Source organism: Ruegeria sp. BK1, assembly GCF_056535645.1.
Window position 1 is genome coordinate 403,342 of record NZ_JBQFIS010000003.1, and the last position, 26,617, is coordinate 429,958.

Annotated in this window: 18 protein-coding genes; 13 read left to right on the forward strand and 5 right to left on the reverse strand. The window is 56.3% G+C overall.

The features are described from left to right. Positions 1-3 precede the first annotated feature (3 nt). Together ACR3E7_RS22745 and ACR3E7_RS22750 are read right to left on the reverse strand one after the other, a co-directional pair. A complete protein-coding gene (locus ACR3E7_RS22745) occupies positions 4-735 on the reverse strand; it encodes a response regulator transcription factor (RefSeq protein ID WP_170789956.1) in 732 nt (243 codons plus the stop codon). Next, positions 732-1,922 (reverse strand): GAF domain-containing sensor histidine kinase, encoded by a 1,191-nt coding sequence (locus ACR3E7_RS22750; RefSeq protein ID WP_480503736.1) that lies wholly within the window; start codon positions 1,920-1,922, stop codon positions 732-734. Before ACR3E7_RS22750 ends, ACR3E7_RS22745 begins: the two co-directional genes overlap by 4 nt. A 224-nt stretch (positions 1,923-2,146) precedes the next feature. Here ACR3E7_RS22750 and ACR3E7_RS22755 point away from each other — a divergent pair, with 224 nt between their 5' ends. From ACR3E7_RS22755 to ACR3E7_RS22775, 5 genes are all read left to right on the forward strand, one after another. Continuing rightward, positions 2,147-3,160, forward strand: coding sequence for a substrate-binding domain-containing protein (locus ACR3E7_RS22755; RefSeq protein WP_480503735.1), 1,014 nt, complete (start codon positions 2,147-2,149; stop codon positions 3,158-3,160). Between the two features lie 67 nt (positions 3,161-3,227). Continuing rightward, positions 3,228-4,634, forward strand: a complete 1,407-nt coding sequence (locus ACR3E7_RS22760; RefSeq protein WP_480719551.1) for a sugar ABC transporter ATP-binding protein — start codon at positions 3,228-3,230, stop codon at positions 4,632-4,634. Then, the gene (locus ACR3E7_RS22765) at positions 4,631-5,557 is read left to right on the forward strand and encodes an ABC transporter permease (protein WP_170773368.1); all 927 of its coding nucleotides are present in this window, start codon (positions 4,631-4,633) and stop codon (positions 5,555-5,557) included. Before ACR3E7_RS22760 ends, ACR3E7_RS22765 begins: the two co-directional genes overlap by 4 nt. Then, positions 5,554-6,531 (forward strand): ABC transporter permease, encoded by a 978-nt coding sequence (locus ACR3E7_RS22770; protein ID WP_480503733.1) that lies wholly within the window; start codon positions 5,554-5,556, stop codon positions 6,529-6,531. Before ACR3E7_RS22765 ends, ACR3E7_RS22770 begins: the two co-directional genes overlap by 4 nt. Then, complete coding sequence (locus ACR3E7_RS22775) at positions 6,528-7,433, forward strand: SMP-30/gluconolactonase/LRE family protein (RefSeq protein ID WP_170789952.1); 906 nt, start codon at positions 6,528-6,530, stop codon at positions 7,431-7,433. Before ACR3E7_RS22770 ends, ACR3E7_RS22775 begins: the two co-directional genes overlap by 4 nt. A 13-nt stretch (positions 7,434-7,446) precedes the next feature. Here ACR3E7_RS22775 and ACR3E7_RS22780 read toward each other — a convergent pair whose 3' ends face one another. Together ACR3E7_RS22780 and ACR3E7_RS22785 are read right to left on the reverse strand one after the other, a co-directional pair. Beyond that, the gene (locus ACR3E7_RS22780) at positions 7,447-10,134 is read right to left on the reverse strand and encodes a DUF6493 family protein (protein ID WP_480719552.1); all 2,688 of its coding nucleotides are present in this window, start codon (positions 10,132-10,134) and stop codon (positions 7,447-7,449) included. Beyond that, a complete protein-coding gene (locus ACR3E7_RS22785; RefSeq protein ID WP_480503731.1) occupies positions 10,131-11,465 on the reverse strand; it encodes an SWIM zinc finger family protein in 1,335 nt (444 codons plus the stop codon). The genes ACR3E7_RS22780 and ACR3E7_RS22785 overlap by 4 nt, the downstream gene beginning before the upstream one ends. 296 nt (positions 11,466-11,761) lie before the next feature. Between ACR3E7_RS22785 and ACR3E7_RS22790 the strand changes: the two genes are divergently transcribed. After that, positions 11,762-13,501 (forward strand): type I secretion system permease/ATPase, encoded by a 1,740-nt coding sequence (locus tag ACR3E7_RS22790; RefSeq protein ID WP_480503730.1) that lies wholly within the window; start codon positions 11,762-11,764, stop codon positions 13,499-13,501. Continuing rightward, entirely contained in the window at positions 13,498-14,814 is a 1,317-nt protein-coding gene (locus tag ACR3E7_RS22795) for an HlyD family type I secretion periplasmic adaptor subunit (protein ID WP_480503729.1), read from the forward strand. The genes ACR3E7_RS22790 and ACR3E7_RS22795 overlap by 4 nt, the downstream gene beginning before the upstream one ends. A gap of 5 nt (positions 14,815-14,819) precedes the next feature. Here the strand turns inward: ACR3E7_RS22795 and ACR3E7_RS22800 are convergent, their stop codons facing one another. Beyond that, entirely contained in the window at positions 14,820-16,871 is a 2,052-nt protein-coding gene (locus ACR3E7_RS22800) for a hcalcium-binding protein (RefSeq protein WP_480503728.1), read from the reverse strand. A gap of 210 nt (positions 16,872-17,081) precedes the next feature. On the opposite strand from ACR3E7_RS22800, the gene ACR3E7_RS22805 reads away from it, so the two are divergent. The 6 genes from ACR3E7_RS22805 to ACR3E7_RS22830 are packed head-to-tail and all read left to right on the forward strand — an operon-like array spanning position 17,082 to position 26,545. Further along, on the forward strand, positions 17,082-20,903 hold the full coding sequence (locus ACR3E7_RS22805; RefSeq protein ID WP_480503727.1) for a beta strand repeat-containing protein: 3,822 nt from the start codon (positions 17,082-17,084) through the stop codon (positions 20,901-20,903). A 58-nt stretch (positions 20,904-20,961) separates the two neighbouring features. After that, complete coding sequence (locus tag ACR3E7_RS22810; protein WP_480503726.1) at positions 20,962-21,771, forward strand: SapC family protein; 810 nt, start codon at positions 20,962-20,964, stop codon at positions 21,769-21,771. Then, the gene (locus ACR3E7_RS22815; protein ID WP_480719554.1) at positions 21,772-23,154 is read left to right on the forward strand and encodes a TolC family protein; all 1,383 of its coding nucleotides are present in this window, start codon (positions 21,772-21,774) and stop codon (positions 23,152-23,154) included. Beyond that, positions 23,105-24,418 carry an ABC transporter transmembrane domain-containing protein gene (locus tag ACR3E7_RS22820; protein WP_480719556.1) on the forward strand — a complete coding sequence of 438 codons (1,314 nt, stop codon included), beginning with the start codon at positions 23,105-23,107 and terminating at the stop codon, positions 24,416-24,418. The genes ACR3E7_RS22815 and ACR3E7_RS22820 overlap by 50 nt, the downstream gene beginning before the upstream one ends. After that, positions 24,415-25,251 (forward strand): ATP-binding cassette domain-containing protein, encoded by an 837-nt coding sequence (locus ACR3E7_RS22825; protein ID WP_480719559.1) that lies wholly within the window; start codon positions 24,415-24,417, stop codon positions 25,249-25,251. The genes ACR3E7_RS22820 and ACR3E7_RS22825 overlap by 4 nt, the downstream gene beginning before the upstream one ends. Further along, positions 25,235-26,545 carry an HlyD family type I secretion periplasmic adaptor subunit gene (locus ACR3E7_RS22830; protein ID WP_170773358.1) on the forward strand — a complete coding sequence of 437 codons (1,311 nt, stop codon included), beginning with the start codon at positions 25,235-25,237 and terminating at the stop codon, positions 26,543-26,545. Before ACR3E7_RS22825 ends, ACR3E7_RS22830 begins: the two co-directional genes overlap by 17 nt. Positions 26,546-26,617: the final 72 nt, after the last annotated feature.

Here is a 26,617-nt window from a genome sequence, read left to right on the forward strand (position 1 = left end):
ATTTCAGAGCGACAAGGCCGAGCGCGCCAGCCACGCGCTCAGGTCCTTTTCAGCAGCGACGATGGCTTCGTTGTTCAAAATCTGCGAGGTCATCGCCTTGGACACGGCGCGCACGCGTTTGTTGATCGCAATATCTCCGGCTTCGATCAGCAAGTCGTTGACGTCCAGTTTTTCGTAGATCGACAGCAAACGGTTCTGGATAGTGCGCAGCGCCAGTTTTCTGCGCACGGCAATGGCCTTGTCTGGAAGACCTAGCGCAAGATCGGTCAGGATCGCCAGTTCGACCTCGGTCAGCGCCTCGCCCGACCGGCTTTGATCCCGCTGAATTTGGTGAATCTCACGGTCGACCATGATCTGGGCTTCCAGCAGGACTGCCCTTAACGCCAAATGCATGCGCGATGGACTGGCGGTTTTCAGAACATAGCCATACGCGGCCTCTTTCGGGACGATCCGGGCGATGCCGCGCAGATACGCTTCGTCTGAATAGTTCGACCAGAACAAGATGCGCGTTTCCGGTCGCTCGGACCAAATGGTGCGGGCCGCCTCGATCCCGTTGCGCTCTTTCATGCGCAGGTCCATGACGATGGCGTCGACACCATCTTCTCGGGCCTTGACCTCACCCTCGCGCCCGTTAGAGGCTAGGCTGATTTCCGACGCTTCGGGCAAAGCCTCCAGTACCAACTCTTTGAGGTAGTTGGCGTGCATGGCATCATCTTCGACCAGAAGAACCTTCATGCCACCTCCTCTCTGCCGCGGCATTCCGACACCGGGAGCCTGACGCTGATTTCAGTTCCTTCGGCGTAGCGGATATCAAACTGTGCCGCGATAAGCCGGGCACGCGTTCGCATATGGGTCAAACCGCCCGAGACTTTCCCAGTTTCGATCGCTGCTGAGCTGCCCCCATCGTCACGCACTGATAGATGCAGCCCATCCCGGCATTCGATCTCGACCAAAATGGACGAGGCCTGAGCGTGGCGTACTGCATTATTGATTGCCTCCTGCGCGATACGAAAGAGCGCAATCCGTTTGGTCTGTGGCAGATCATCGATCAGCCCGTCGGACAGGTCGCGCACGTCAATGTCGATCTCCTGATCCGTTCCGACCGCGCGCTCAAGATGCGTGCGCACGGCGTGCTGGAACCCGAACAGCTCCAGCAGGGACGGGATCGAAGTGTCGATAATCTCGCGCAGCCCCTGGATGCAGGTTTGCATCGACCCGCGCACAGCTTCGATATCTTTCTGAGTTTTGCAGCGCTCAAGCTCTCGGCTGATCCGGGTCATGTCGGCCAGCGTCTGGTCGTGCAGATCCATACCGATCCTCTGCCGCTCAAGCTCAAGCGCGTCGGTCAGGCTCAATGCACCCAGACGCAACCCTTCTTCACGCGCCTGCAATTCCGCGCGCATGATCGCTTCGCGCCGCGATTGTTCGTTGGCTCGCAGCGCATAGAAATAGGGGGCAAGAATATCGGCGATGTTGCGAACCTGTTCGACCGCCTGGTCATCGTAGAAATCCAGCTTCTGCGACGAGCAGTTCAAGGCACCGATCGTGCGTCCCAGCACTTTCATCGCCACGTTAACGCGACTGCGCATCTGATGTTTGATGATCGGCTCGCAATCGGCCCCTTCGAACACATATCGCGGGTCTTCCAGCGCGTTGCCGGTCAACATGCTGTCGCATTCCCCCCGCAGGATATCGCGCACCGGAGAAACCTCGACAGGCGCGCGCGTGCGGCTCCAACTGGTGCGCAGACCGACCTCGTAGCTGGTGTTCCAGTTTCCCTTGTCGTCAACCAGGCACACGTCAAGGTGATCAACCTGCAAAATGCGGTCGATCTCGGACTTGACCGAGCGCAAAGCGGACTTGATGTCGAGGTTGCCTGCCAGGTGATTGGAAATCCGCAGGTAATAGGCAAGATCGGCCATGGACGCACTTTCGAAAAACCGGTCCGCGGCGACCGGCACAACACAGTATAGAAGTCCGACCCCACCCTGTCATGCGGATCACCGCAATAGTTTTGCGGGAACCCGCAATCTTTGCGCGCATCCTACTCTTACACTTTTGCCCATTGCGCGGAATCCTCTCGCTGCCTGCCGGATTGAGCGGGCCCGATGAACGTGCGGCGGAGGGGCCGCCCAGGGAGGAAACTATGACACTCAAGGCAATCATGCTTGGCGCTGTCGCCGGGATTACCGTAATGGCGGCCACCGGTGCCACCGCAGACACATCCGACAAACGCATCGCGCTGTCCAACAACTATGCCGGAAACTCATGGCGTCAGGCCATGCTGGAAAGCTGGCAGAAAAATGGGGATGCAGCCGTGGCCGAAGGCTTGGTTGCCGCAGCGGATGCCTTCACCACCTCTGAAAATCAGGCGACCGAACAAGCTGCCCAGATTCAGAACATGATCCTGCAGGGCTATGACGCCATCGTCATTAACGCAGCCTCGCCCACGGCAATCAATGGCGCGGTCAAAGCTGCATGTGACGCGGGCATCACCGTTGTCTCGTTTGACGGGATCGTGCAGGAGCCCTGCGCATGGCGCATCGCCGTCGACTTCCAACAGATGGGCCGCGAACAAGTGAAATACCTGGCCGAGCGCTATCCCGATGGCGGCAACCTTTTGGAAATCCGTGGGCTGGCCGGTGTCTTCGTCGATGATGAAATCAGCGCGGGTATTCATGACGAGGTAAAGAACTCCAACTTTGAGATCGTAGGTTCGGTTCATGGCGACTGGGCGCAGGACGTTGCGCAAAAGGCCGTTGCGGGCATTCTGCCAAGCCTGCCGGAAATCGTCGGTGTCGTGACCCAAGGTGGTGACGGCTATGGCGCCGCACAGGCCATTGGAGCCACCGACCGCTCGATGCCAACCATCGTCATGGGCAACCGTCAGGACGAATTGCAGTGGTGGGCCGACGAAAAAGCCGCCAACGGGTATGAAACCACGTCGCTGTCCATTGCTCCGGGCGTCAGCACGCTTGCTTTCTGGGTCGCGCAACAGATTCTGGACGGAAACGACGTGCCCAAGGACCTGACCGTGCCTTTCCTGACCATCACCCAGGACGAATTGGAAGAGTCGCTGAAAACCACACCCAAAGGGTCGGTCGCCAACGTTGAATATACGTTGGAACAGGCCAAAACCGTGATTTCGTCGGCTCAGTAGTCAATGAGCGATTTACACACGATACCCGGCGCAGTTTCTGCGCCGGTTGTCTCTGGACGCGGCCCATATGTCTTTTGGGCCCGTTCACGCGTTGCGCGCAGCGACGCTGGAAATTGCCGCGGGCGAGTGTATCGGATTGGTCGGCCACAATGGCGCGGGCAAGTCGACACTGGCCAATGTAATCAACGGGCGGCTGTCCCCCACTCAGGGCGCTGTGACCTACCGCGCCGGGGATGCCACGTTGACCAATGGACAAAAAGCGCAGGCATCCGGCGTGCGCAGCGTGTTTCAGGAATTGTCGCTTTGCCCGAACCTGACCGTGCTGGAAAACCTACGCATTCCATTTCGCACCATGCCACGCAAGAATTGGCGACGCGTGGCGCGGCAGAAAATGCAGGACGCGCTGGATCTGGTTTTTCCCGGCCACGGCATCAAACCAAGTGCCACTGTCGGCAACCTGACCATTGCCGAACGCCAGATGGTCGAAATTGCCATTGCCTTCGCAGACCGCGACAGCGAACCCAGCCTTGTTATTTTGGATGAGCCGACCTCATCACTTGATGCGGCCATCGCGCAGCAGTTGCTGGATCATATCAAACGTTTTTGCACCGAGGGTGGCGCGGTTCTGTTCATCTCGCACATGATGGGTGAGATTTTCGATGTGTCGACCCGGATCGTGATCATGAAGGATGGTCAGATCGTGGATGACCAACCGGCCCGAAATTTCACCCGCGAAAGCATTGTGGACGCTATGGGCCACGTGGCACCAGACGACACCGATACCAGCGAAACCCGCGCCACCAAAACGCTGGGTGCCGAGGTTGTGCGCGCCGAGAATGGCCTGAACGCCCGTCAAGGCGAGATCGTGGGCTTGGCCGGGCTGGCCGGTCATGGTCAGGCCGAGGCGCTCGCACAGATCTTTTTCGACCATTCATCGGTCTGGAAATCCTCGGGAGATCCCGAGGTGGTCTTCGTCGCGGGTGACCGTACCCGGGACGGGGTTATGCCGCTTTGGTCGATCCTCAGAAACTTGTCTTTGACCACCCTGTCCGAATTCAGCAGCCGAATTTTGGTGGATCGCGGAAAGGAATCCGATCTGGTTCAGAACTGGAAACAGAGGATTGGAATTCGCACCGACAACGTATCGAACCCCATCCTGTCTCTGTCCGGGGGGAACCAGCAAAAAGTTTTGTTCGCACGGGCCTTGGCCTCATCCGCGCCGATTGTGGTGATGGACGACCCCATGCGCGGTGTCGATGTGGGCACCAAGAAGGAAGTCTATCAAATGATCCGCGACGAAGCCGCCAAGGGACGCAGTTTCTTGTGGTACTCCACCGAGACGGACGAGATTCTAGAATGCGACCGAGTGTTTGTCTTCCGCACCGGACACATTGCAGCGGAACTCAGCGGGGATGACATCACCGAAGAGAACATTCTTGCCGCCTCATTCGAAATGCAGGAGGCCGCAGAATGACCGGGGATCGTCTGCGTCTCGCCCTGCCCGTTTTGTCGCTGGCCGTGCTTTTGGGAGCTGTCTTCTACCTGCAACCGCGCGCGATGAGTTATTTCGGTCTGAACCTGCTGTTCAATCTGGCGATTCCGGTCGCCTTAGCGACCATCGCCCAGATGATGATCATCATGGTCAACGATATCGACCTGTCGATTGGTACATTTGTCAGCTTCTGCGCCTGCGTGACTGCTACGTTCGTTCACGACACACCACTGATCGGCTATGCCATCCTGGCGACGGCTATTCTGGCTTATGCTTGTTTGGGCGCGCTGATCCAATTCCGAGGGTTGCCTGCCATTGTCGTAACTTTGGGTATGTCTTTTGTCTGGGGCGGGCTGGCCGTTTTGATCCTGCCTTCGCCCGGTGGCGCATCGCCGGAATGGCTCAAGACGTTGATGAGTTACAAGACACCTCTGGTCCCCATTGCTGTGGTCGCACCTTTAGTTATCGCGTTGGTGGTACACCTGCTGATCAAACGATCCTGGGTCGGCGTGATCCTGCAAGGGGTCGGCGGCAATGACCGCGCGATGGAGCGCGCAGGGTGGTCTCTGGTCAAACTGCGCGCGTCCGCCTATGGGCTGGCCGGGTTGTTCGGCGTTCTGGCCGGAATGTGCCTTGTCGGTCTGACAACAGCGGCAGATGCCAACATTGCGCTGCGATACACTCTGCTGTCCATTGCCGGTGTCATTCTGGGCGGGGGCGAGTTTGTCGGTGGACGCATCTCTCCGTTTGGGGCGGTGATCGGCGCGCTTACCCTGACCCTTGCAGCCAGTTTCCTGTCCTTCTTGCGCCTGTCGCCTGACTGGCAGATCGGAGCGCAAGGGGCGATCCTGATCCTTGTTCTGGCGGTGCGGCTGCTCTTCGTTCGGAAGGAGGCTGCGGCGTGACCGATAATACCTCATCCACCGAAGGGCCGGTGAATCCTGTACGGATCTTGTTCTCAAAACCCTGGATCTGGGCCTTTGTGGCCGCCGCCCTGACTTTTGCGGCAACCAGTCTGATCGCCGGTTCCGGTGCTGGGTCGCTGTTCTATGCCGCCCTGACATTTGCTGCTTTTTCCGCCATCGTCGGGATCGGGCAGATGCTGGTGATCACCTTGGGTCCCGGCAATGTCGACCTTTCGATCCCCGCATCAATGACATTGTCGGCGACGCTGGCCCTGAAGTTCATGGACTCGGAAACCGCGCTGATCATACCCGGTCTATTGGTTGCAATCGGCGTCGGCATTGGCTGCGGCCTGGTGAATTTCGCCTTGATCCTGTTGCTGCGTATTCCACCAATCATCGCGACCCTGTCTGCCTCTTTCCTCTATCAATCACTGGCCATCTGGTCGAACCGAGGGCTGCGTATCAAACCGCCTGAGCCGCTGGCCGATTTCGCAACCGGTGGCGCGATTGGAATTCCCAACGTCGCCGTGATCGGTATCCTTCTGGCGATTTGCGCTTGGGTACTTTTGGAACGGTCGATCGCGGGACGGTGGATATCGGCCATCGGCCAGAACCTGCGCGCTGCCCGACTCAGCGGAGTTCCTGTCAACGCGGTCCGCTTTGGCGTCTATGTCAATTCGGCTGTCTGTGCTGCGCTGGCGGGGTTTCTTCTGGCCAGCTTTTCGGGGGGTGCAAACCTGAATATGGGGACTGAATACATGTTGATGTCCATTGCGGTCGTCGTGATCGGCGGATCTTCCATTGGTGGCGGCAATTCCAACGTGCCCGGTATCTGGGGCGCCGCTTTGTTTATGTTTCTCATCGTCTCAATGCTGAACTCCTACGGTTTGGGGGCTGGCGTCCGGCTTATTTTGACCGGGCTTGTCATCGTCGGAGTCGTCGCATTGGCCAGCCGTAAAGGATATGACGTATGATTTTTTCGCAGACCTACGACATCATCCGGCCCGAGTTCCGCGATCTGATCCATAGCAATATGGGCCTTGCGCGCCTCTCATCGGGGCACCGCTGGACAGAAGGGCCGGTCTGGTTTCCCGCACATAACCTGTTGCTGTTTTCAGATATACCCCATGCCCGCATCTACCAATGGACCGAAGGTGGTGGGGCAAGTGTGTATCGTCAGCAGTCCGAATATTCTAATGGCAACACCCGCGATCCAAACGGTCGCCTTGTTACTTGCCACCATGGAAGCCGCTCGGTTGTGCGCACGGAACATGACGGCACACGGCAGGTGATTGCCGAAAGTTACATGGGCAAGCGCCTGAATTCTCCTAACGACGTGGTGGTTCGCTCGGACGGGTCCATCTGGTTCACGGACCCGACCTATGGCATTCTGTCCGATCTGGAAGGGCATCAGGCCACCCCGGAACAAGAGGGCAGCTTTGTCTATCGCGCCAGCCCGGATGGGCAGGCACTTTCGGCGGTTGTCACCGATTTCGTTCAGCCCAACGGACTTGCCTTTTCGGTCGACGAAAACCGGCTCTATATTGCGGAGTCAGGCAGCAGCCACGACCCTGAAGTTCCTTCAGTGCTACGAGCGTTCGACGTAGACACGGATGGCAGTCTGAGCGGCGGTCAGGAGTTTGCAACCATCGACAACGGATTGCCGGATGGGTTGCGGGTGGATCGCTACGACAATATCTGGTGCTCGGCAGCAGACGGGGTGCATGTCTTTTCGAAGGCAGGAGATTTGCTGGGTAAGATCCTAGTGCCCGAAACGGTTGCGAACCTAACATTCGGGGGCACGCGCGGGAACATGCTGTTCATCACGGCCTCGACCTCTGTCTATTCGATCTTCGTCAATTCCGCCGCGGCCTGACGGGCTCAAGGCCCTATAGGCTATGAAGCTTCAACAGTTTCTTTGCAAACTTACCGGTCTTTCCGCCAGCTTTGATCGCCGCCAAAGCTGCTGTAGACTTTGGTGCTGTCAAACCAGACCCTGACAGCACACAAAGCTCATGGAGCAGTTCCAGAATTCCGCCCAAATCGCGCGGAAGCGTGTCGGGCAAGTCATACAGCATCGCTGACAAAGCTTTTTGAATCTCATGCGCGTGCATTTTGGATAGCTCAGAGACTTGCGCCATGCGTTTGGTCCAGCGCCGCAGGGGCGCTCCGAAAAAGACCAACTCGCGCGCGGCGTCGGCAAATTCTTCGGATTGAAATCTGCCCTGCGCAATCAAGGTTGCGATTGCGTCACTGGTGGTCATTCCGATACCTTCATCCGCACTTGCCAGATACCACGCCAACATCGCATGGGCCATTTTACCCGGCTGCAATCCGGGGCGAAAAAACGGGTCCAGATAGGTCAGGCAATGGTGCCGCGTCAGCTTTTGATCCAGTTCCAGATCGAAAATACCGGCAACGAAATACAACTCTGGCTGCGATGGGTTCATCAATACTGCCCACGGGTTCAGTCCTAGCAGCCAGCTGGCACCAGGATCGCTTCCATAGCTGTGTTCGAATTTCGCAGGCAGGACAAAACCCAAACTCGGATCAACATCACCCGGCATTTTCGGTAAAATAGAGACGCTGGGCTGCGGCCAGAAATATTCGTCGATACGCCGGATTTTGGCCGTGAAACGATACTCTGCAGGAGTACCCAGACCGGGAATAATACCCCCAACCAAACGCTGGATATTGGGGTCGGCCTCAATCGGTCGGCGCCCCTGCCAGGCCATAGCCCAGAGTTGGCAATCTGTTTCAGGCCTGAACTCACCGCCCAAGGCATATCCCAACGCACGCTCTGCTTCGGTCCGCGGGTTTAGAGCCGCCAACGCCTTTTCGCGCCCTTCCGACCCCAGCCGCAGGATCGCAAGCCTGAAATCCATGGCCCCCGGCCGAACACCCAGGCCACGGTAATGTTCCAGCCTGTCAATCAAACGCAATGGGTCAACACATCCGCGATTGTCGGAAGGGGCCGAGAGCATCGGAACCGAATGGCCCGCCTGAACGAAAGACAACAGCTCTTTGGCGCGCGCCGCGAATATCCCTTCGAAACTATGGGGCGAAATACCCAAGGGTTGGTGACCGGAATATCGTGGCTCTAGATAGGGTTGCAGTTCGGCATCGAAATAGGACCCGTTGGCCCAGCTCAATCCCGCAACCGAAATAGGTCGCTGAAAATACTTACCCGGACTAAAACCGCCCTCGAGATCGCGCGTTCTGATCTGATTTGCCCGCTTTTTTAGAGGGCCAAGTAGCGGGTCAGCCTCGGCTCCGAACCGCGCTATTCCATCAAATGCCTGCTCGATCAGGAAGGGGTCATGGCAATCCTCCAGGAGGGCCAGATATGCCGAAACCGCCTCATCTACGGAGGAAACAGGCTCAAACGGCTCAGGTCTAGGAACGGGAAAGTCGGTGATTTCCGCTTTGGCCAAAGGTGCGGTGTCAGCAAGCCGCGCGCGGACCGTCGGCGTCACCACATCCAGATAGTCCGCCATCGCCGTCTGAACCCCGGCATTATGCATCTGACCGAGGCTTTCTATCAGATCCACCGCCCGCGTTTGCACATCCCCAACCTCTGATATCAAAGACGAGGTGGCGGTTTCGGCAATTTCGGCCACCCTATCCGGAGTGCGTTTGGCGCAGGATTTCAATAGACCTAACGCATTCAAAGCCGTCGATTTCTGGCGGCTTTGCAAAGCAGGTTCAATCGCGTCGAGCAGGGCTTTGGCATCAAGTTCACCACATTTGTCGGCGCGCTTCAGCGCCTTGACCGCAATCGCCACTGTCGGGGGAACCGCACTATTGAGGAGGCCGAGGTACTGATCGACGCGCTCAACGATTTCAGCATCGCTCGGTTCTAGCGCTGTATGAAACCGCGAGTACCAACCCGCGCGAAACTGCGCAAAATCCCGCTTCAGGGCCTCTAGTGAGCTATCCAACAAGCGCTGTCGGTCCAGGTCACCGATTTCGCTCAGAGCTCGCAAAACATCCGCCCATCCTGCGCGGGGTCCTGAATATTTGTCATGCGCAGCAAGACTGAGATCACCACCGCCTTCAACCTCGAAGAACCGCCAGACATCCTGAGACAAAAACTGATCCCGCGCGTTGTCGGGAACGCCCGCCTGAATGGCGTAGTAGCCAAGAATATAGGCGTCCGTCTGAGGGATTGAGCACAACCCTTTTCGGTTCAACAAATGTACCGCGTCGATCAGGCGGGGATTGTCTTCAACCGCAGCCTCGGCCCAGGCGTCGATCCAACTGAGCTTAAGCTGCGCAAACACTTCGTCCAAAGGAAGGGATTGCGGCAAGATACGCCAATCCCCACAGGCATATTCCGAGGGTCTGGCGGTGGCAATCACGGCGATCCCCAATGCTTCGCCGTCTTTGGTAAATGCTTTGAGCGGCTTTTGGCCTTTCATCTGCGCTTCCCACCAGACCTTTTCATAAGCTTTTTGCGTCTTCAGCGCATGCCGGGCAAATGGCCTTCGATCCGCCTCCGACATCTTTGCGAGGGCCTTTAGAACATAGCGCGCAGTGCGCGTTGTAATCAGGGTCAGAAACTCCTGTTCAGTCACGCTTGGCGCTCCATCATCAGTTCGACGGCTAAAATGTGTTTGCAGGGACCACGCGTATGGCCATTGGCAGCAAACCACGGGCATGTGCAGCTGTGCCCGTCCTCGGCAAAGCGAACCCGATGCGTAACATCGCCACTTTTCACATCCGCATAGTTTTGGGACAATGCGACCGCTCCGTTGTCCGCCAGGTTTGCGGCGGCTTTCAGCCTTGGATTCAAAGATCTGACGCGCTCGAAGCCAAAGGGGAGTTCTCGGTGAAACCAGGTTTGCGACCAAAGATCATAACCTACACGACCCAACGCAGCCAATTGGCACAGCGCGATGTGCACCTCGTGCGGTGAGGCGTTGATGAGGGGTGCCAGGATATTGGGATCAAGCCGGTCCTGCCAGTTCAATTGCGCGGTTACTGCAGCCGTTTTCTCGGCCTCGGTCGTGAGGTCAGAGAGCAACTGCCCGTCGCCTGAAAACCCGCGCCAAGGATCTGCATTCAAGACCAGACACAAACGCTGCCCAGCAAAATCCAAAACCCAGGCTGAACTTTTCAGACCATCGTTGACAAAAACTCGCAGTGTCTTCGCCTTGGGAGCCAGAGACAGCAACACGTTTAACCGATGACCACCGCGCAACGGCACGCTACCCAGCGAAGCTCGGGTTGTTGCTCTGACCCGCTGCCCCTGAGCCGATACCCAAACCAGATGATCCGATTTCGATCGCGGCAAACTGCGCAAAAATTTCTGTGCTGGTGTCGGGGCCAATGAAAGAGCGGGTACCATACCAGCCATATGGCTCTGCACCTCGGCAAATCCCTTCAACCAGCGCAAGGGAAGCGGTACTTTTCGTTCGACGAGTCGGTTTTCATCATGTGTCAGGGCCACGGCTTTGGGCCCAATCGAGATCTGCAACTGGCTGTCGGGCGAAACCTGGGCCAGCATAGCCCTCAAGTTGGGGCCAAAATCCACATTGGTTGTCCCTGTGCGACGCTGTTCGGCGTCTAGCGCGGCCTCATCTATGTCCAGACGGGCATAGGTGCTGCAACAAGCTGAAAACCCCTCAAACCGCACGGTTTCGTGCCCTACTGTGACCACTGGGTCCGCTTCGCGCAGAATCCGGGCCAGCATCGCGGGTGGGACGTAAAAGCGGCTGCCGACGATATCGGAAACCGCGCGCAAAGACCTAGCCGTGATCAGAGGGTGTTTGGCGTGTGCGATCAGGAAATCCTGAGAAGCATCTGGATCGGACTGATCAGCCACCAGACTCAGCTTCTGCTGAGATGACATTCCGGTCAGAGATGACCGGCCCGCATAGTGATACGTGTAGTCGAGTTCTCTCATCTCCGTATACCGGAACTTAAAAACTAATCAATTTGTTCCGATTCATCGTAGACGCCGATTGCACCGCTATTCAACTGGCCGAAACGGCCCGAGGGCGTCGTGAGACATTATCGCCGCAATTCCGGAATTGTCAGGGGAGCAACGGCGTCTGATCCGCGGCGGTCCGATCATTCCCATCACTGTGTGTTTGATGTAGCTTTTGCGGCAGTGTTCCGCTCTATCTCGCAACCCATGCATTTTAACTGCCTTTGTGGTGCGTTAGAGTCAAAACAGCATTGTCGTCGAAAGTCCTATTCGTGAAGCCAGCAAGCCGTTTCTCTCAACCTCCACAACACGAGTTGCGCAAAGTTCGCAATCAGGGATCAGCCTTTCTGACGCTCGCCTTCCTGTTCAGCATCTTCGTGAATCTGCTGATGCTGACCGGACCGTTGTTCATGCTGCAGGTTTACGACCGCGTTCTGGGGTCGCGCGCGGTCGAAACATTGACTGCTCTTTTCCTGTTAGTGGCGCTTTTGTACGGGTTGATGGCAATGCTAGACTATGCCAGGGGCCGTATCGTGGCCCGTTTTGGTGCCCGGTTCCAGTCAACCCTGGACGAACGTGTGTTCGAGGCGACGTTACAACGATCTTTGAATCCTCAGGTCCGGGCTGCGCCTTCAACAGGTTTGCGGGATTTGGAAGCCATTCAAAACCTCTGCTCATCGCCGGTATTGTTGGCTGTGATGGACATTCCGTGGACACCGGTTTTCATGGCTGCCATCTTCCTGTTCCACCCGATGCTGGGATGGCTTGCCGTAGGCGGCGGAGCATTTCTGGTGACTATAGCATTGCTGAACCAAGCGCTGACACGGCGCAAGGTGGCCACGGCGCAATCGGCTTCGGCACAGGCGAATTCCTTTTCCGAACACGCGCGGCAAGCGGCGGAAATTGTACGCTCTCAAGGGATGCAGAAGGACATCATTCAGCGTTGGCAAAAACAACGCACCAATGCATTGCACCAGACAATCGCAGCCAGCGACTGGACTGGCAGTTTTACCTCACTGACCAAATCACTGCGACTGTTCCTGCAATCCGCTATGCTGGCCTTGGGAGCCTGGCTGGTTCTGCGCAACGAGTTGACACCGGGCGCGATGATTGCTGGCTCTATTCTGCTGGGTCGCGCGCTTGCTCCGATCGAGCAGACGATTGGCCAATGGGCGATGATCGAACGTGCCCGAACAGCCTGGGGGTCTCTGAACGAGTTTCTGGATTCAACTCCACCTGAAACGCCTCGTACCAAGCTGCCTGTTCCCGAGGCCCGGTTGACGGCCAAGGGACTAACCGTCATTCCACCGGGTGCGGAAAAACCAACTTTGCGCAACATTTCCCTAAACCTGGCACCGGGCAGCGCTCTGGGCGTGATCGGGCGCAGTGGTTCGGGCAAATCGACACTAGCCAAAGCCTTGCTGGGATTGTGGCATCCGGCGGTCGGCGAAATCCGCTTGGGCGGTGCGACGTTGGATCAATACGACCCGACCGATCTGGGCCAGCATATCGGCTATCTGCCGCAGACCGTGACCCTGTTCAATGGCACTGTTGCGGAAAACATCGCACGAATGTCGGAAAACCCGGACGCCGAGGCCGTGGTTGAAGCTGCCCGAAAAGCGAACGCGCATGAGCTGATCCTGACGCTGCCAAAAGGCTATGACACGTTTCTTGAAGGCAACGATAGCCAGCTTTCAGGTGGTCAAAAACAGCGGATCGCTCTGGCGCGCGCCCTCTACGGAGACCCGGTACTTTTGATTTTGGACGAACCGAACTCGGCCTTGGACGCCGATGGGACAGAGGCACTGAACACTGCAGTGCGCGGCTTCAAGGCAGCTGGGAAATCCGCGATAATCATGACGCATCGTCCGCAGGCAATTTCGGAATGTGAAAACCTGATCGTTGTCGAACGTGGACAGATCATCAAGTCCGGTGCTCGCGACGAGGTGCTGGGAGCCACGGTCCAAAACGCGGGTGCGATCAAACGCGGCCTCAGTCAGGCGGGGGAATGATGCAAAAAAGCAGCTCTGATACTCGTCCTGTTTGGCGCATCACATTTCCGGCGATGGTGGGATTTGTCGCCTTAGCCATTCTGGTTGGCGGTTTGGGGAACTGGGCCGTTCAAACCCGACTTGCAGGCGCTATCATTTCGCAGGGGACGATCGAAGTTCAAAGCAACCGGCAGGTCGTTCAGCACCCCGACGGCGGCGTGGTCGGAGAGATTTTCGTGCGCGACGGTGACGAGGTTCAGCAGGGCGATCTGTTAATCCGGTTGGACGGTACTTTTCTGAAATCTGAGAAAATCATCGTAGAAACTCAACTATTCGAGCTTTTGGCCCGCAAAGCCCGACTGGAAGCGGAACGTGACGGCATCCCGGCACAGGAGTTGCGCGCACGTCTGGACGAATTGGAACGGCAAGAGGCCATCGAACCCGAACTAGTCGGCGGCCAGCAACGTTTGTTCGAGGCCCGGTTGGACACATTAAGTCAACAAGCCGAGCAGCTCGGGAAGCAACGCATTCAGACGGAAAGCGAGATTGAAGGTACGGAGGCTCAGCTTATCTCTCTGCGCCGTCAAGTCGAGTTGATCCGGGAGGAGCTGGAAGATCAGCAGAGCTTGTTCGATCGGGGCCTGACACAGGCCAGCAGGGTCTCGGCGCTGTTGCGGGAAGAGGCCAGCCTGACCGGGGATATCGGCCGGTTAGAGGCCAATATCGCCCGTTTGCGCGGGCAGATCGCGGCAACCGAGATCCAGATTGTCGAGCTGAAAGCTGCCCGCCGAGAAGAGGCGATATCGACCCTGCGCGATGTTCAAGCACAGATCGCTGAACTGGCCGAGCGACGCCTGTCCCTGACCGTGCGTCTGTCAAGGCTGGATATTCGCGCACCGGTGACAGGGGTCGTCTATGGCAGTCAGGTTTTCGCGTTGCAATCCGTGGTCCAACCCGCCGAGCCTATGATGTATGTGGTGCCCTTGGACACACCTTTGCTGGTAGCCTCGCGCGTGGACGCCATTCATGTCGATCAGCTGCACGTGGGACAGCCTGTCCTGCTGCGATTCACCGCGTTCAATCAGCGTGAAACACCAGAAATCGAAGGGCAAGTCATCAACGTTTCGGCTGATGCTTTTACCGATGACAACACCGGGCTGACCTTTTATCGCGCCGAAGTTGTACCAAATGAAGGACAGCTTGGCCGTCTGAACGGTCAGGAACTGCTCCCCGGAATGCCCGTCGAAACCATGATTAAAACAGATGAGCGTACGCCTCTGTCCTACCTGGTCAAACCATTGTCGGACTATTTCAACAGGGCGTTCCGGGAATAGAGCGGCTAGGCCTGTTCAATATTGCCAAGCAGGATAGTGGTCATATCTGCGGTGATCACGTTGTCTACGGCAACGATATCGACCCCTGTTTCGTAGGACACATTGTTCGGCGTGATGCCGCTGAGATCCGCATCATCGTCCAAGAACACCCATTCCGGCGAATGTGGGGTAGATTGCCCAACAGAAACCTGCAAAATCGCCAGCGCGTCCAACGCATTTACAGTGCCGTCTTGCGTGATGTCGGCCGCAATCAGATTCTCGGCCGAGGCCGGTCCCCATGTTGGTTCAAGCCCGACGGAAATACTCAAAACCTGAAGCGCGTCTAGAGCATTGATATCGGCACTTGCCGTTGAATAGCCCTTGATCACGTCAAACTCACCCGAGAACATCCCAGGAGGGAGGTCAAAGTCGAATACACCATTCTCGTCCGCGCGCACGGTCAAAATGCCCCCGCCTTCGAGCGCTAACTGGATTTCTGCATTCGCCAAAGCCGGATTCTGCGTTTGGGAATCGATCGAGATATCGCCCAGAACACCATCCGAGCTACCGGGGTCCAGGCCCCCCAAAGTCCCCAGGTCCACGGGTATATGATCGGGGCCACCAAAGCCCGCGCCGAATATCTGTTGCTCGGACAATGGACCTCCCGCAGCGGATATGAGTTCGACCGTAGTGTCCAGAAACTCTATCAAGGCCCCCTGACCTGTAGCCGTGAATGTAAGTTGATCCGGCGTGCGCAGCAGTGGGAAATCGAACATGTCCAGACGGTCTGTACCCGCCTCGAAATCAGTAATGATCACAGGGGCGCTGCCATGCTGCATGACGAAAATATCCGCTCCGGCCCCACCGGTCATCTCTGTGGCTCCGGCACCGGCGATCAGGATGTCATCTCCCACCCCACCCGACAAACTCGTGTCGAGAATACCTCCGTTAAGAATGTCGTTTTGATCTGTGCCAGTGATCGCGCCAAACCCTTCCTGCACGATCCCCAGATCAGAGAGGTCGACTGTCAATTGCGTCAGACCACCATCATGTTGTGAGGAGGCAAATATTTGCAACTCATCCCCGACATGAGCCGTGATCACCGTCTCAACATTCTGTAGTCCGGTGTCCAACGTGTCGGCAAAACTGTCCAGGTAAACCAGTTGCCCGCCCGGTGTCATCGTGAAAAGTGTGACCCCGTCATCGCCTCCCCCAGCCACTAAGAACACATGGCCGTCCACCTCGATGACGGACATGTCCTGAAGGGTTTCGAACCGCGTGTGCAACGAATCCAACACGTGATCCGTGGGTACAAGCGAACCCGAGGCATCCAGCTTCATCAAGCTGATGGAATTGCTCTGCGCCCCGGCGACGACGACCCATGACTGACCGTACGCTTGCACCACGTCAACCGCGGTAGGCACTGCAATGCCCAGTTGGTTCAGCGCATCGCTGTTATCAACTTCTGACAGTCCCCCCGTGGCGGAATCCACTGTGTAAATCGCGATGGAATCCGTCTCTGCATCAGAGGCCACCACGACATTCTCACTGCCAAATTGAATGACCTCCATCGAGTCGGCGCGACCGGCGATGGATCCCGACACCGTCAGACTTCCGTCCGGATTCACTAGATAGGTCGAGATTTGACCCGTATCTTCATGGGCCAAGGCCAGCACTCCACCCGTCTCAACCGAGTATTGCACAAGCGCGGAAACATCTCCGCCCCCGATCAGACTGTCGATAGTCTGTAACGTTCCGACAGTTCCATCTGGATTAAGTGTGTATCCTACCAATCCCGTGGCCAAATCGACATCCAGAATCAGTTGGTCACTACCGGCAAGCGTCACGAGCTCGGCACTATTGCCTATTTGTTGCGAAATCGTCCCGCTGTAATATTGAATGTCTTGCTGTTGCGGAACAATGCCTTCTAGCAGCTTCCAAACCGTGATGCCGCCTCCAGGGCCCGTCACGCTGTATAGAAACGTGTCCCCGTTAAACGTTTTTAAAGCCGTGTCGCTGATACCTGAATCGAGCGCTACGCTTCCCGTTGCAACCACACCTTCGAACTGAAGCATCATGTCAAATCACCCCGTGCCACACTTGGCTTCAATGACAGGATGATCTGATGCCCGGTCCGAAACCAAAGCACAAATGTGGTGAAAACGTGAAGTTCGGCATCAGTTTAACTCAATTTTTTCTGGTCCGACCCCATGAGTCACTGGAGGGCAAGACAGATGAACAAGAGCTGTACCCCTTGGGCGGACGCGGACACCACATGTGAGGGTAAGATGACCAAAGACCACGATTCCAATCGCCACGCGAACAACCCCGTGACCGGGGTCGAGGACAAAGCGCAGATTCGTCGTTGGCTTGATGACAAAATGCGCCGCTGGGCAGGTCGGGGTCTTGCAGGTGGGTTGGGCTCAACGCTGATGGCGCTGCCTGCTCTGGGGCAAGCTACGATCGAAGAGCTTTACGCCTTTCAATTCGCCGAAACCATCCCAGGTGTCAGATCGGTCAAACTGCTGAAAGATGGCGATGTCCTGGTTAAATTGGCGAACGGGAAATCGATGATCGTGGCGTCAGAGAACATCCAGATTCTCGATAGTGGTGCAATCATGATCGCGGAAGATATCGTGGCTGAGATTGCGCAGTTCAGCCTGGCCGCAGAAGCGGGCGGCGCGGCTGCCGCAAGTGGCATCAGTGGGGTTGGCGCTGCCGCACTAGGTGGACTTGGTTTGGCCGGGGCGGCCGCTGCTGCAGGCGGCGGGGGCGGAGGCGGGGGCGATGATCCCGCTCCGGCACCAACATATCCCCACCTGAATTTGGCAGGAGCCCAATCCAACGCGCTGAGCAGCACCGCACTAAATTCGGTCACGCCCGATGGGACAACAGATATCGAAGTGTCGATCGGATCCGTTTCCGTATCGGTGGTGCCCGAACCAGACGGAAGCTGGAACGTTGCACTGACACCCGACCAAGCGGCAAACCTTCCCCAAGGTGTCAACACCGTTACGATCCGTCATCTTGACGGCGAGGGGAACGAACTGGCGGTCGAAAACGTGACCTTCAATGTCGATACAATTGCTCCGACGCTGGCAATAACCGATTTCTCGCACGGCGCGGTTGTGAACGCCATTGAGCAAGGAAACGACCTTACCGTATCCGGAACTTCGGACGCTGAAAACGGGCAAACCATCACGGTGTCCGTCAACGGACAAGTCTATTCAGCCACGGTGAACGCAGGCCTATGGACAGCGACAATACCAGCGGCAGACCTGTCAGCTTTGCCAGATGGAACAACTATTTCGGTAACAGCAGATGTGACAGACGCTGCGGGCAACCCTGCGCCACAGGCAACAGGCAGCTTTGAAACGGATTTCACCGCGCCCACGTTGACCCTCAATCCGGTAGCTGGCGGATCCATCGACCTGATTGACGTAGGGAGTGACCTTAATATTACCGGGACGACCACGGCTGCCGATGGCGAAATAGTCTCGCTTGACTTCAATATGCAGGTCTACACGGGCACCGCATCCGGAGGAAACTGGACTGTCACAATCCCCGCCGCGGACCTAAGCGGACTGTCGACCGGCACACCTGTCGCAATTGGCGTTTCAGTAGCAGATGCGGCTGGCAACATTTCTACCTTGGTCAACGCATCTATTCCGGTCGACTTGACCGGGCCATCGATCTCGATCGCAACCCTCCCCGTTGGCGACGCACTGAACACGGCGGAAGTGACATCAGACCTGACAATTTCCGGGACGACGGCAAATGTTCAGGATGGTCAAACCGTAACCGTCACACTGGACGGCCAGACCTATACAGGTACGGTCACAAGTGGAGTATGGAACGTTACTATCCCTGCATCCGATCTCGGCGCATTGACCGATGGCGAAACATTTTCCATCACAGCAGATGTGTCTGACACGGATGGATTGATAGCACCGCAAGCCAGCACGGCCATCGTCAAGGACGTCACCGCGCCGACCCTTAGCATCGACAGTTTTTCGGCTGGCGCTGTCATGAATGCATCCGAGAGGGGTACGGATCTGACAATCACTGGCACCACCAACGCCGAAGACGGGCAAACGGTCACCGTCAATCTCGGAGGCCAATCCTACATCGCTACGGTATCTGGCGGCGCATGGACAGCAACTGCTCCTGCGAGTGACGTAGCCGCCCTATCGGACGGCGCAACCATCGCCGTCACCGCTGATGTTTCCGACGAGGCCGGAAACCCAGCTGTACGAGCCACAAGCAGCTTTGACACCGACTTTTCCGCACCCTCAATCAACGTGACTTCACTTTCGGACGGGCCTGTTCTGAACTTCGCAGAACTTAGTACCAACCTCGTGGTTTCCGGCACCTCCGATGCGGGCGACGGAGCTGTCGTTTCCGTCCAAATTGTCCGGGGGGATGGCACCGTAGACGTCGCAGGGACCGCCACTGTGAATTCGGGAAGCTGGTCGTTTACCGCGCCACCTTCTGACCTGACTGAATTACAAGACACGGAATCCTACACCGTATCCGCCTCTGTTTCCGACACGGCAGGCAATACCGCATCCGACATCAGCACTTTCGATACCGATTTTTCAGCGCCTGTCATAGCGATTGACCCATTAGCTGTCGGATCTACGCTGGACATCGCGGAAAGGGGCTCGGACCTGACGGTATCCGGCACCACGACCGCTGAGGATGGGCAAACTGTTACGGTCTCTCTGAACGGTCAGGACTATGTCGCCACGGTTGCTTCGGGAAGTTGGAGCGCGACCATCTCTTCTGGAGATCTCGGCAGCCTGGCAGACACAACAGCCTTCACCATAAGCGCAAATGTCGCTGATTTGGCAGGCAATCCGGCGACACCGGCGACGGCAGCGATAACGACGGATTTCCGCCCGATACTATCCTTGAATTCCACGGGTACCAACGGAGCGGTCTTGCTCGCAGACGCGCAGAGTACGGGACTCACAGTCTCTGGAAGTTCGATAGGTCTTACAGCTGGACAGACTGTTAGTGTAACCCTGAACGGAACACCTGTGGGGACAGCCTCGGTTGGCGCAGACGGGACATGGTCTTTGCCGGTCTCTTCAAGCGACTTTGCTGGTCTAAACGCTGGTGACGACCTCACTTTTCAAGTTCAGGCAACAGTTACGGGTGGGCCGGATCCCGCACCTACAACGGATACAACAACCGCGTATTTACCCGCCGCATACACAATCTCGGAAGTCAGCAACGATGGTTCTTCAGTGATATTCCAAATTCACGCCGACCTGAACCGCGATATTTCGGGCGGGCTGGCCGTCACAGCAGAAATCGGATTTGATCCGGCCGTTGTCACAATCAACCCTACCTCCATTTCCGAGAACAGTGATTTCGGGCTTTTCCTGACCAATCCAGTCGGAGCATCAGCTGTCAACATCGCGGGGGTCGCAACGACCTATTCGGACCTGTCACAACCCGTTGTGACATTTACCGCGGCTGTCGTTGATCCTTCCAAACCAATCATTCTGACCATAGACACGCCCGACGGTGGTCCTTCGGTCTACCAATTGGGCAGTGGAGGAGACGATACGCTCACCGCAAACGCCGTCGACAATTTCCTGCAAGGTTTCGGAGGAAACGACACCATAGACGTATCGAACGCAGGGCGGGATGTCGTGGTCTTCGAAGCTACGCCAGCAGCCAACGGCGTGGATACCATTACGGGCTTTACGCTCGGCGCAAAGGCTGAGGTCACAGATGCGATTATGTTCAATGGGTTCGACAGTACCACACTGCGGGGAGACGGAACTAATTTCGAAACCCTGGAACTGGGAGACGCCGTTGGCACAAATACTGGTTTCGTGGGTCTTACGACCGTTTTGGTAGATTTGAGCGCAGGCACAATTGAAAACGCTGTCGAGAGTTTGAGCGATCTGCAAGCGGGTGACGAAATCTATGTCATGGCCACAGATGGCGATGACAGCGTGTTGGTCCATGTCGAATACAGCGCACCAAATGCAGCATCGGTTGAAACAGTTGCAGAATTCACAGGGCTGGACGACCTAAGCGGTTTGTCCCCCGACAATATCCTGCACACCGACCCAACTGGCGCATCCGCCTGATCCAACGACACCGCCGAATTTGAAAATCGGCGGTGTCTTATATCCGCATGAGGTGAATATGGCACAGAACGGTCAGTTTCCACTGACGTTTTCGAGGTACCAAGGAAAATACTGGAAACGTTTTACCTCTTTTCGCTTTGCGCAAAACCTCACGGAATGTCCGATCGTCGAGAAAGAGATTCGTCAGGTTGCGGCGGCTTTTCCGATCGTGTTTCGGCGCGCGGGCACTGAAATTCACCCCTTTGCTTTGCTGAGTCTAAGCGGCGCCCGCACCCCTTTCGTCTCAGATGATGGGCGATGGTTGGCAGGCTATGTTCCATCCGATTTGCGCTGTCCTCCTTTTCGCTGGCGCGCCAGTCAAGATCCAGCCAAGCAGGACTTGAACGCAGAGGGGCTTTTGGTCGACGAGTCACTGGGGTTTGTAGGTCAGGAAGGAGAACCCTTCTTCAATGCCAGCGGTGATCTAACGCCTGAACTGCGCCAGGTCTTTGGCTTCTTAAAAATGCGGGCTCAAAACGAACAGAAAACCGCAGCGATTTGCAATAAATTGGATACGTTTGACTTGCTGCAATCCGCCGGAATGCACGAAGGAATCGAATTTCCCGAAGGTATTCTTATCGTAGATTCTGGAAAGCTGGCAGCCCTGACCGACAAAGACAAACTGGCGCTGATCAATGATGGAACGCTGCGGCTGGTTCACGCCCATCAAGTGTCGTTGTCTCATTGCGCTTGGCTGGCAAGCGCCGAGCGAAATCTGACAACTTGTCAAGTCCAAACCTCGTACACCGAAAATTCAGATCTATCGGGTTTCCTCGGCGCAATGGCCCTCGCCCAATGGAACGAAATTCAACAAAACGGTAGTTATTAAATGCGGCTATCCCCTAGAAGACTGGTCCTTTACTTCATCCTCTCAGGCTGGCTTACCGCTTGCGCTTTCGGACCGAATTTATCTTATGTCGACTCGTCTCTTTCCGCTGGTGCAGTCGGTCGCGGGGCCACTGCTCCTTCACTGACCCTGCTTCGAACGTCTTTTGGGCAACGCGTTAAGCAGGCGGTCGAGGACAACCCGAGCCTTGCGGAAAGTGAAAGCCGCTATAAAAGAGCTACCGCAACCGAAGAAGCGGCACGTGGAGCTTTTCTTCCCCAAGTAAATCTCGGTCTCAGCGCTCGATCGCAACGGTCCGATTCCGACCTTGCGAATTTCACGCCCTACGTTCGTATTTCCCAACTCGTCTATGATGGCGGGGTCGCCTCCAGTGAGCTAATCGCAGCAAAAGCGCGCGTCCTTGAAAGCAGGGGAGACCAACTGCAAACAGGGTCCGCAATAGCTCTTGCAGCAATCGAAGCATACGTTTCGGTTCTCAGCCGTCGTGAGATTTTCGACATTTCAGTTCGAAACGTCGAAGTTCACGAAGATATCCTGCACCAGATCACTGAAAGGTCCTCTCTTGGTGCCGGATCAACGGCGGATGTCATGGCGGCGCGATCTCGAATGGCGGATGCGCAGACACGCCTCGCAGATGCACGCGCCAGAATCGACCGTGCCGAAGCGCAATTCCGCGACATCTTCGGCCAACAGGCCGGGGATCTATCGAAGCCGGCAAAGGCGCCGAAGCTGACGCGAACAGACACGGAAATTGTAGTGAACAGCCCTCAGGTCAGACGAGCAGACGCGGCCTTATTGGCCGCTAAGGCAGATTTGACAGCGGCTTTGGCACGCCGTCGTCCGGGCGTTGAATTGGCTGCCTTTGCAGACCGCGACGATGACGATGATACAGATTTCGGAATTGACCTGTCCGTGAACTATGAGCTGGATAGCACCGGCCAGCGCCGCGCTTCGATTTCTGCCGCTGAAGCCAGAGTAAGCGAAGCCGAATTCGCGCGCGAGACGCTGATACGAGATATCCGGCGCGAGCTTGACTTTATTCGCTCTGACCAGCAAGCCGGCGCCAAGCGACTGCAAGCTGCCAAGATCGCCGCGAAGGCAAACGAAGACAGCGTGGAGGCAGCGCAGGCGCAATTCACCATAGGTCGGCGTAGTCTCATCGAAATTCTCGACGCCCAACGTGACTATGTAAACGCTCAGGAAAGGCTGATCCTGGCAGATCAGAATTTCTTTTTGACGAACTATGCTGCGCTCAGTTTGACAGGTGACATTTTGGACCTTCTCGGCCTTGAGGTCGTGACCCAGGGGCAAGACAATGACACAACAACAAATTCTGATTGGGCCGTCCAAAACGTCTGGGCTTGAAACGTGTTTTTTGCATGTTGCAGCTCATCTCGATCGTCCACTTACAAGCGCTGCATTGAATGCCGCACTAACCGGAGACGGCGGCGGGCTGACCATTCACGACCTGCTCGAGGTGGCTCAGAATGCTGGGTTGCAAGCCGGTTATGGGCGTTGGGCGCTCGGGGATTTGGACAGTAGTTTTACGCCCGCAATTTTACTTCTGACAGATCAACACGCCGTCGTCTTTCACGGTTTTTCGGAAAACGGCGATCTCCTGATTTTTGACCCAAAGATGGGAAACGAAATAACCGAGATCGAAGGGGCTAAGTTGGCAACGATCTACACTGGCTACGCGATATTGTTTCGGCGCGTGCACAACGAAGATCACAACAGGACATTCAGACCCGAGACCGGTCATTGGTTTTGGTCGGCCATTGGTTCAAACCGCTGGTCCTACGCGCAAGTTGCGCTTGCGGCTGCGGTGGCAAATTTGCTCGGGCTTTCCACATCTGTCTTTATCATGGTGGTCTATGATCGAGTGCTACCCAATGAAGCAACTGAATCGCTGATCGCATTGACCCTTGGTGTCGGTCTAGCACTGGTATTCGACTTCTTCCTGAAACTGTTGCGCGCCGGGTTTATCGACCGAGCAGGTCAAAAATCGGACAGGATGATGGGACGACGCATTTTCGACCACCTTCTCAACATTCAGATGAAATCCAGAACCGGATCGACGGGCGCTATGGCCAGCACAGTTCGCGAGTTTGAAACGCTGCGCGAGTTTTTCACCTCGGCAACCTTGGTTGCTGTCGTTGATCTGCCTTTTGTCGCTTTGTTCGTATTCACCATCCACCTTGTTGGTGGCCCTCTTGCCATAATACCAGCCATGGCAGTGCCAATCGTGTTGCTTTCGGGGCTGGCCGTGCAACCGTTTTTGTCCCGGTTGGCCGAACAAAACTTTTCCGGAGGGCAATCCAAACAATCCGTTTTGGTCGAAACGGTTTCGGGACTTGAAACCATCAAAACGACGGCCGCTGCCAATCAGATGCGTTGCCGGTGGGAAGGTGCGGTCGAACGGCAGGCATCACACAGTGTAAAAAGTCGAGCTATTACTCAATTGGCTCTTAACCTGACAGGGTTCACTCAGCAAGCAGCCCAGGTCTTGATCGTGTTCTATGGTGTCTTTCTGATCACCGAAGGGGCGACCAGTATGGGTGCCCTTGTCGCCTCGGTCATGTTAACCGGTCGGGCTCTCGCCCTTTGGGGCAACTCGCGCAAACGTTGACACGCGCAAATCAGGCGCGCAGCGCGTACCGCAATCTGAACGCGCTGATGGAAGCAGAAAGCGAGCGTCCCCAAGGGAGGACATGGATCACCCGTGGCACTATTGAAGGACGTATCGCATTTAAGAACGTCTCGTTTTCTTACCCTGGTCAAACCCGTGACACCCTCAGCGATGTGTCCTTCGAAATTGAAACTGGCGAAAAAGTCGCAATTCTAGGCCCCATCGGGTCGGGCAAAAGCACTATCTCGCGGCTATTGCTGGGTCTCTACCAGCCCCGCGCAGGGTCAGTGATGCTGGATGGTGTAGACATCCGACAAATTGATCCAGGCGACCTGCGGCGCAACATTGGTTCAGTGCTTCAGGACATATGGCTGTTTTCGGGAACGATCCGTGAGAACATTGCCAGTGGCACGATCAGGCCGCAAGATCAGGACCTAATTGACGCAGGGCAAGTTGCCGGAGTGGAAGATTTCATCGCCGACCATCCTGGCGGTTATGACCAGCCTCTTGCCGAACGTGGCGAGGGATTGTCCGGCGGGCAACGCCAAGCCATTGCCTTGGCACGGGCTTTGATTGGCCGTCCTCCGGTACTTTTACTGGACGAACCCACGAGCGCGATGGATGTGAAAACCGAGGCTGAGGTCATAAAGCGCCTGTATAGCGCTACCAAACGCGACACGATGATTATCGTGACCCATCGCACCAGCCTTCTGGCGCTTGTTGACCGGATTATCGTGATCGAAAACGGACAGGTTGCCGCAGATGGGCCAAAATCGATTTTGACACGGCAGCCACGCCCCAATGGGAGGCATCTGAATGTCGCAGCATCCTGACTTTGCATCATTGGCCAATGAAATAAGGGGGCAATCTCCTTGGCGCGGTTCTGTGTTGTTGTTTGCAATTCTGGCTTGCCTGCTGACAGTAGGGTTCTGGGCGTATTTTACTGAGTTGGACGACGTCACACGCGTGGACGGGCGCATCGTTCCATCAGCCAATGTTCAACTCATCGACGCCACAGAATCCGGCGTATTGCGATCGCTGCACGTCAAAGAAGGCCAAATCGTGGATGAGGGCACTTTGTTGATGGAGTTCGACACCACGCAAATAGACAGCCAACTCAATCAGGAACAACAAAGGGCTTTTGGCTTGATGGCCAGAGTCCACCGGTTGCAGGCGGAAATAAACGAAACCGAATTGCGATTTGCGCCAAGGCTGGTCGAAGGCGCGCCGGAAGTCGTCAGATCGGAAGCGGCCCTATTTGACGCCCGGCAATCCGAGTTGAGATCTGAGATCGCGATCCTGGAGCGACAACGACAACAACGTCACCGGGAATACGAGGAAAGCTTGGTTGATCAGGTAACTGCCGACGAAACCTTGCAAATCCTGGCAGAGGAACGCGCCATCATGACACCATTGGTCGAACAGCGCATGGAACCCGCGACGACACTGCTGACGTTGCGACGAAATGAGGCCGAATGGGAGGGGCGGCTTACACGGGCTGTTGCGATCACGCATCGCTTGAAAACCGGGCTGGATGAAATTGACGATCGGATTTTAGCAGCGCAAAGCCGGTTTCGAAGCGCAGCATTGACCGATTTGGCGATCACTACGGCAGAACTTGCGACCCTACAACCTCTTTTACCGGCCCTTAAGGATCGTGCCGAACGTGCCCAAGTCAAATCCCCAATGCGCGGCGTGGTTAATCGGATCTACCGTACTACGATCGGAGGGCTGGCCAGAAGCGGAGAAGAGTTGATCGAGATTATCCCTCTCGACGATCGCTTGCTGGTCGAAGCCTATGTAAAACCGGAAGATATCGCCTTTCTGCGCGCAGGGCAGCCGGTCAAAGTAAAGATTACGGCCTACGACTTTGCCCGTTATGGTGCATTGGATGGCCAGATCACGCGGATTGGAGCCAACACCATCACCCGGTCCGAGCGAAATGACGAAGAGGTTTTTGTCGTCGAAATTCAGACCAAACACTCGATTTTGGATGCCAATGGTGTAGAAGTGGAAATCATCCCAGGCATGATCGCAGAAGTGGATATTTTGTCGGGCAAGAAAACCGTGCTGGACTACGTTTTGCGTCCCGTCGTCAAAGTCAAAGACCAAGCGTTTCGCGAATAGTCCCGTCTGAAAGCCTCCGCATCTCATGTACAAACTGGGCAGCGGGGTCTCGACGACTATGAGACCGTCCGA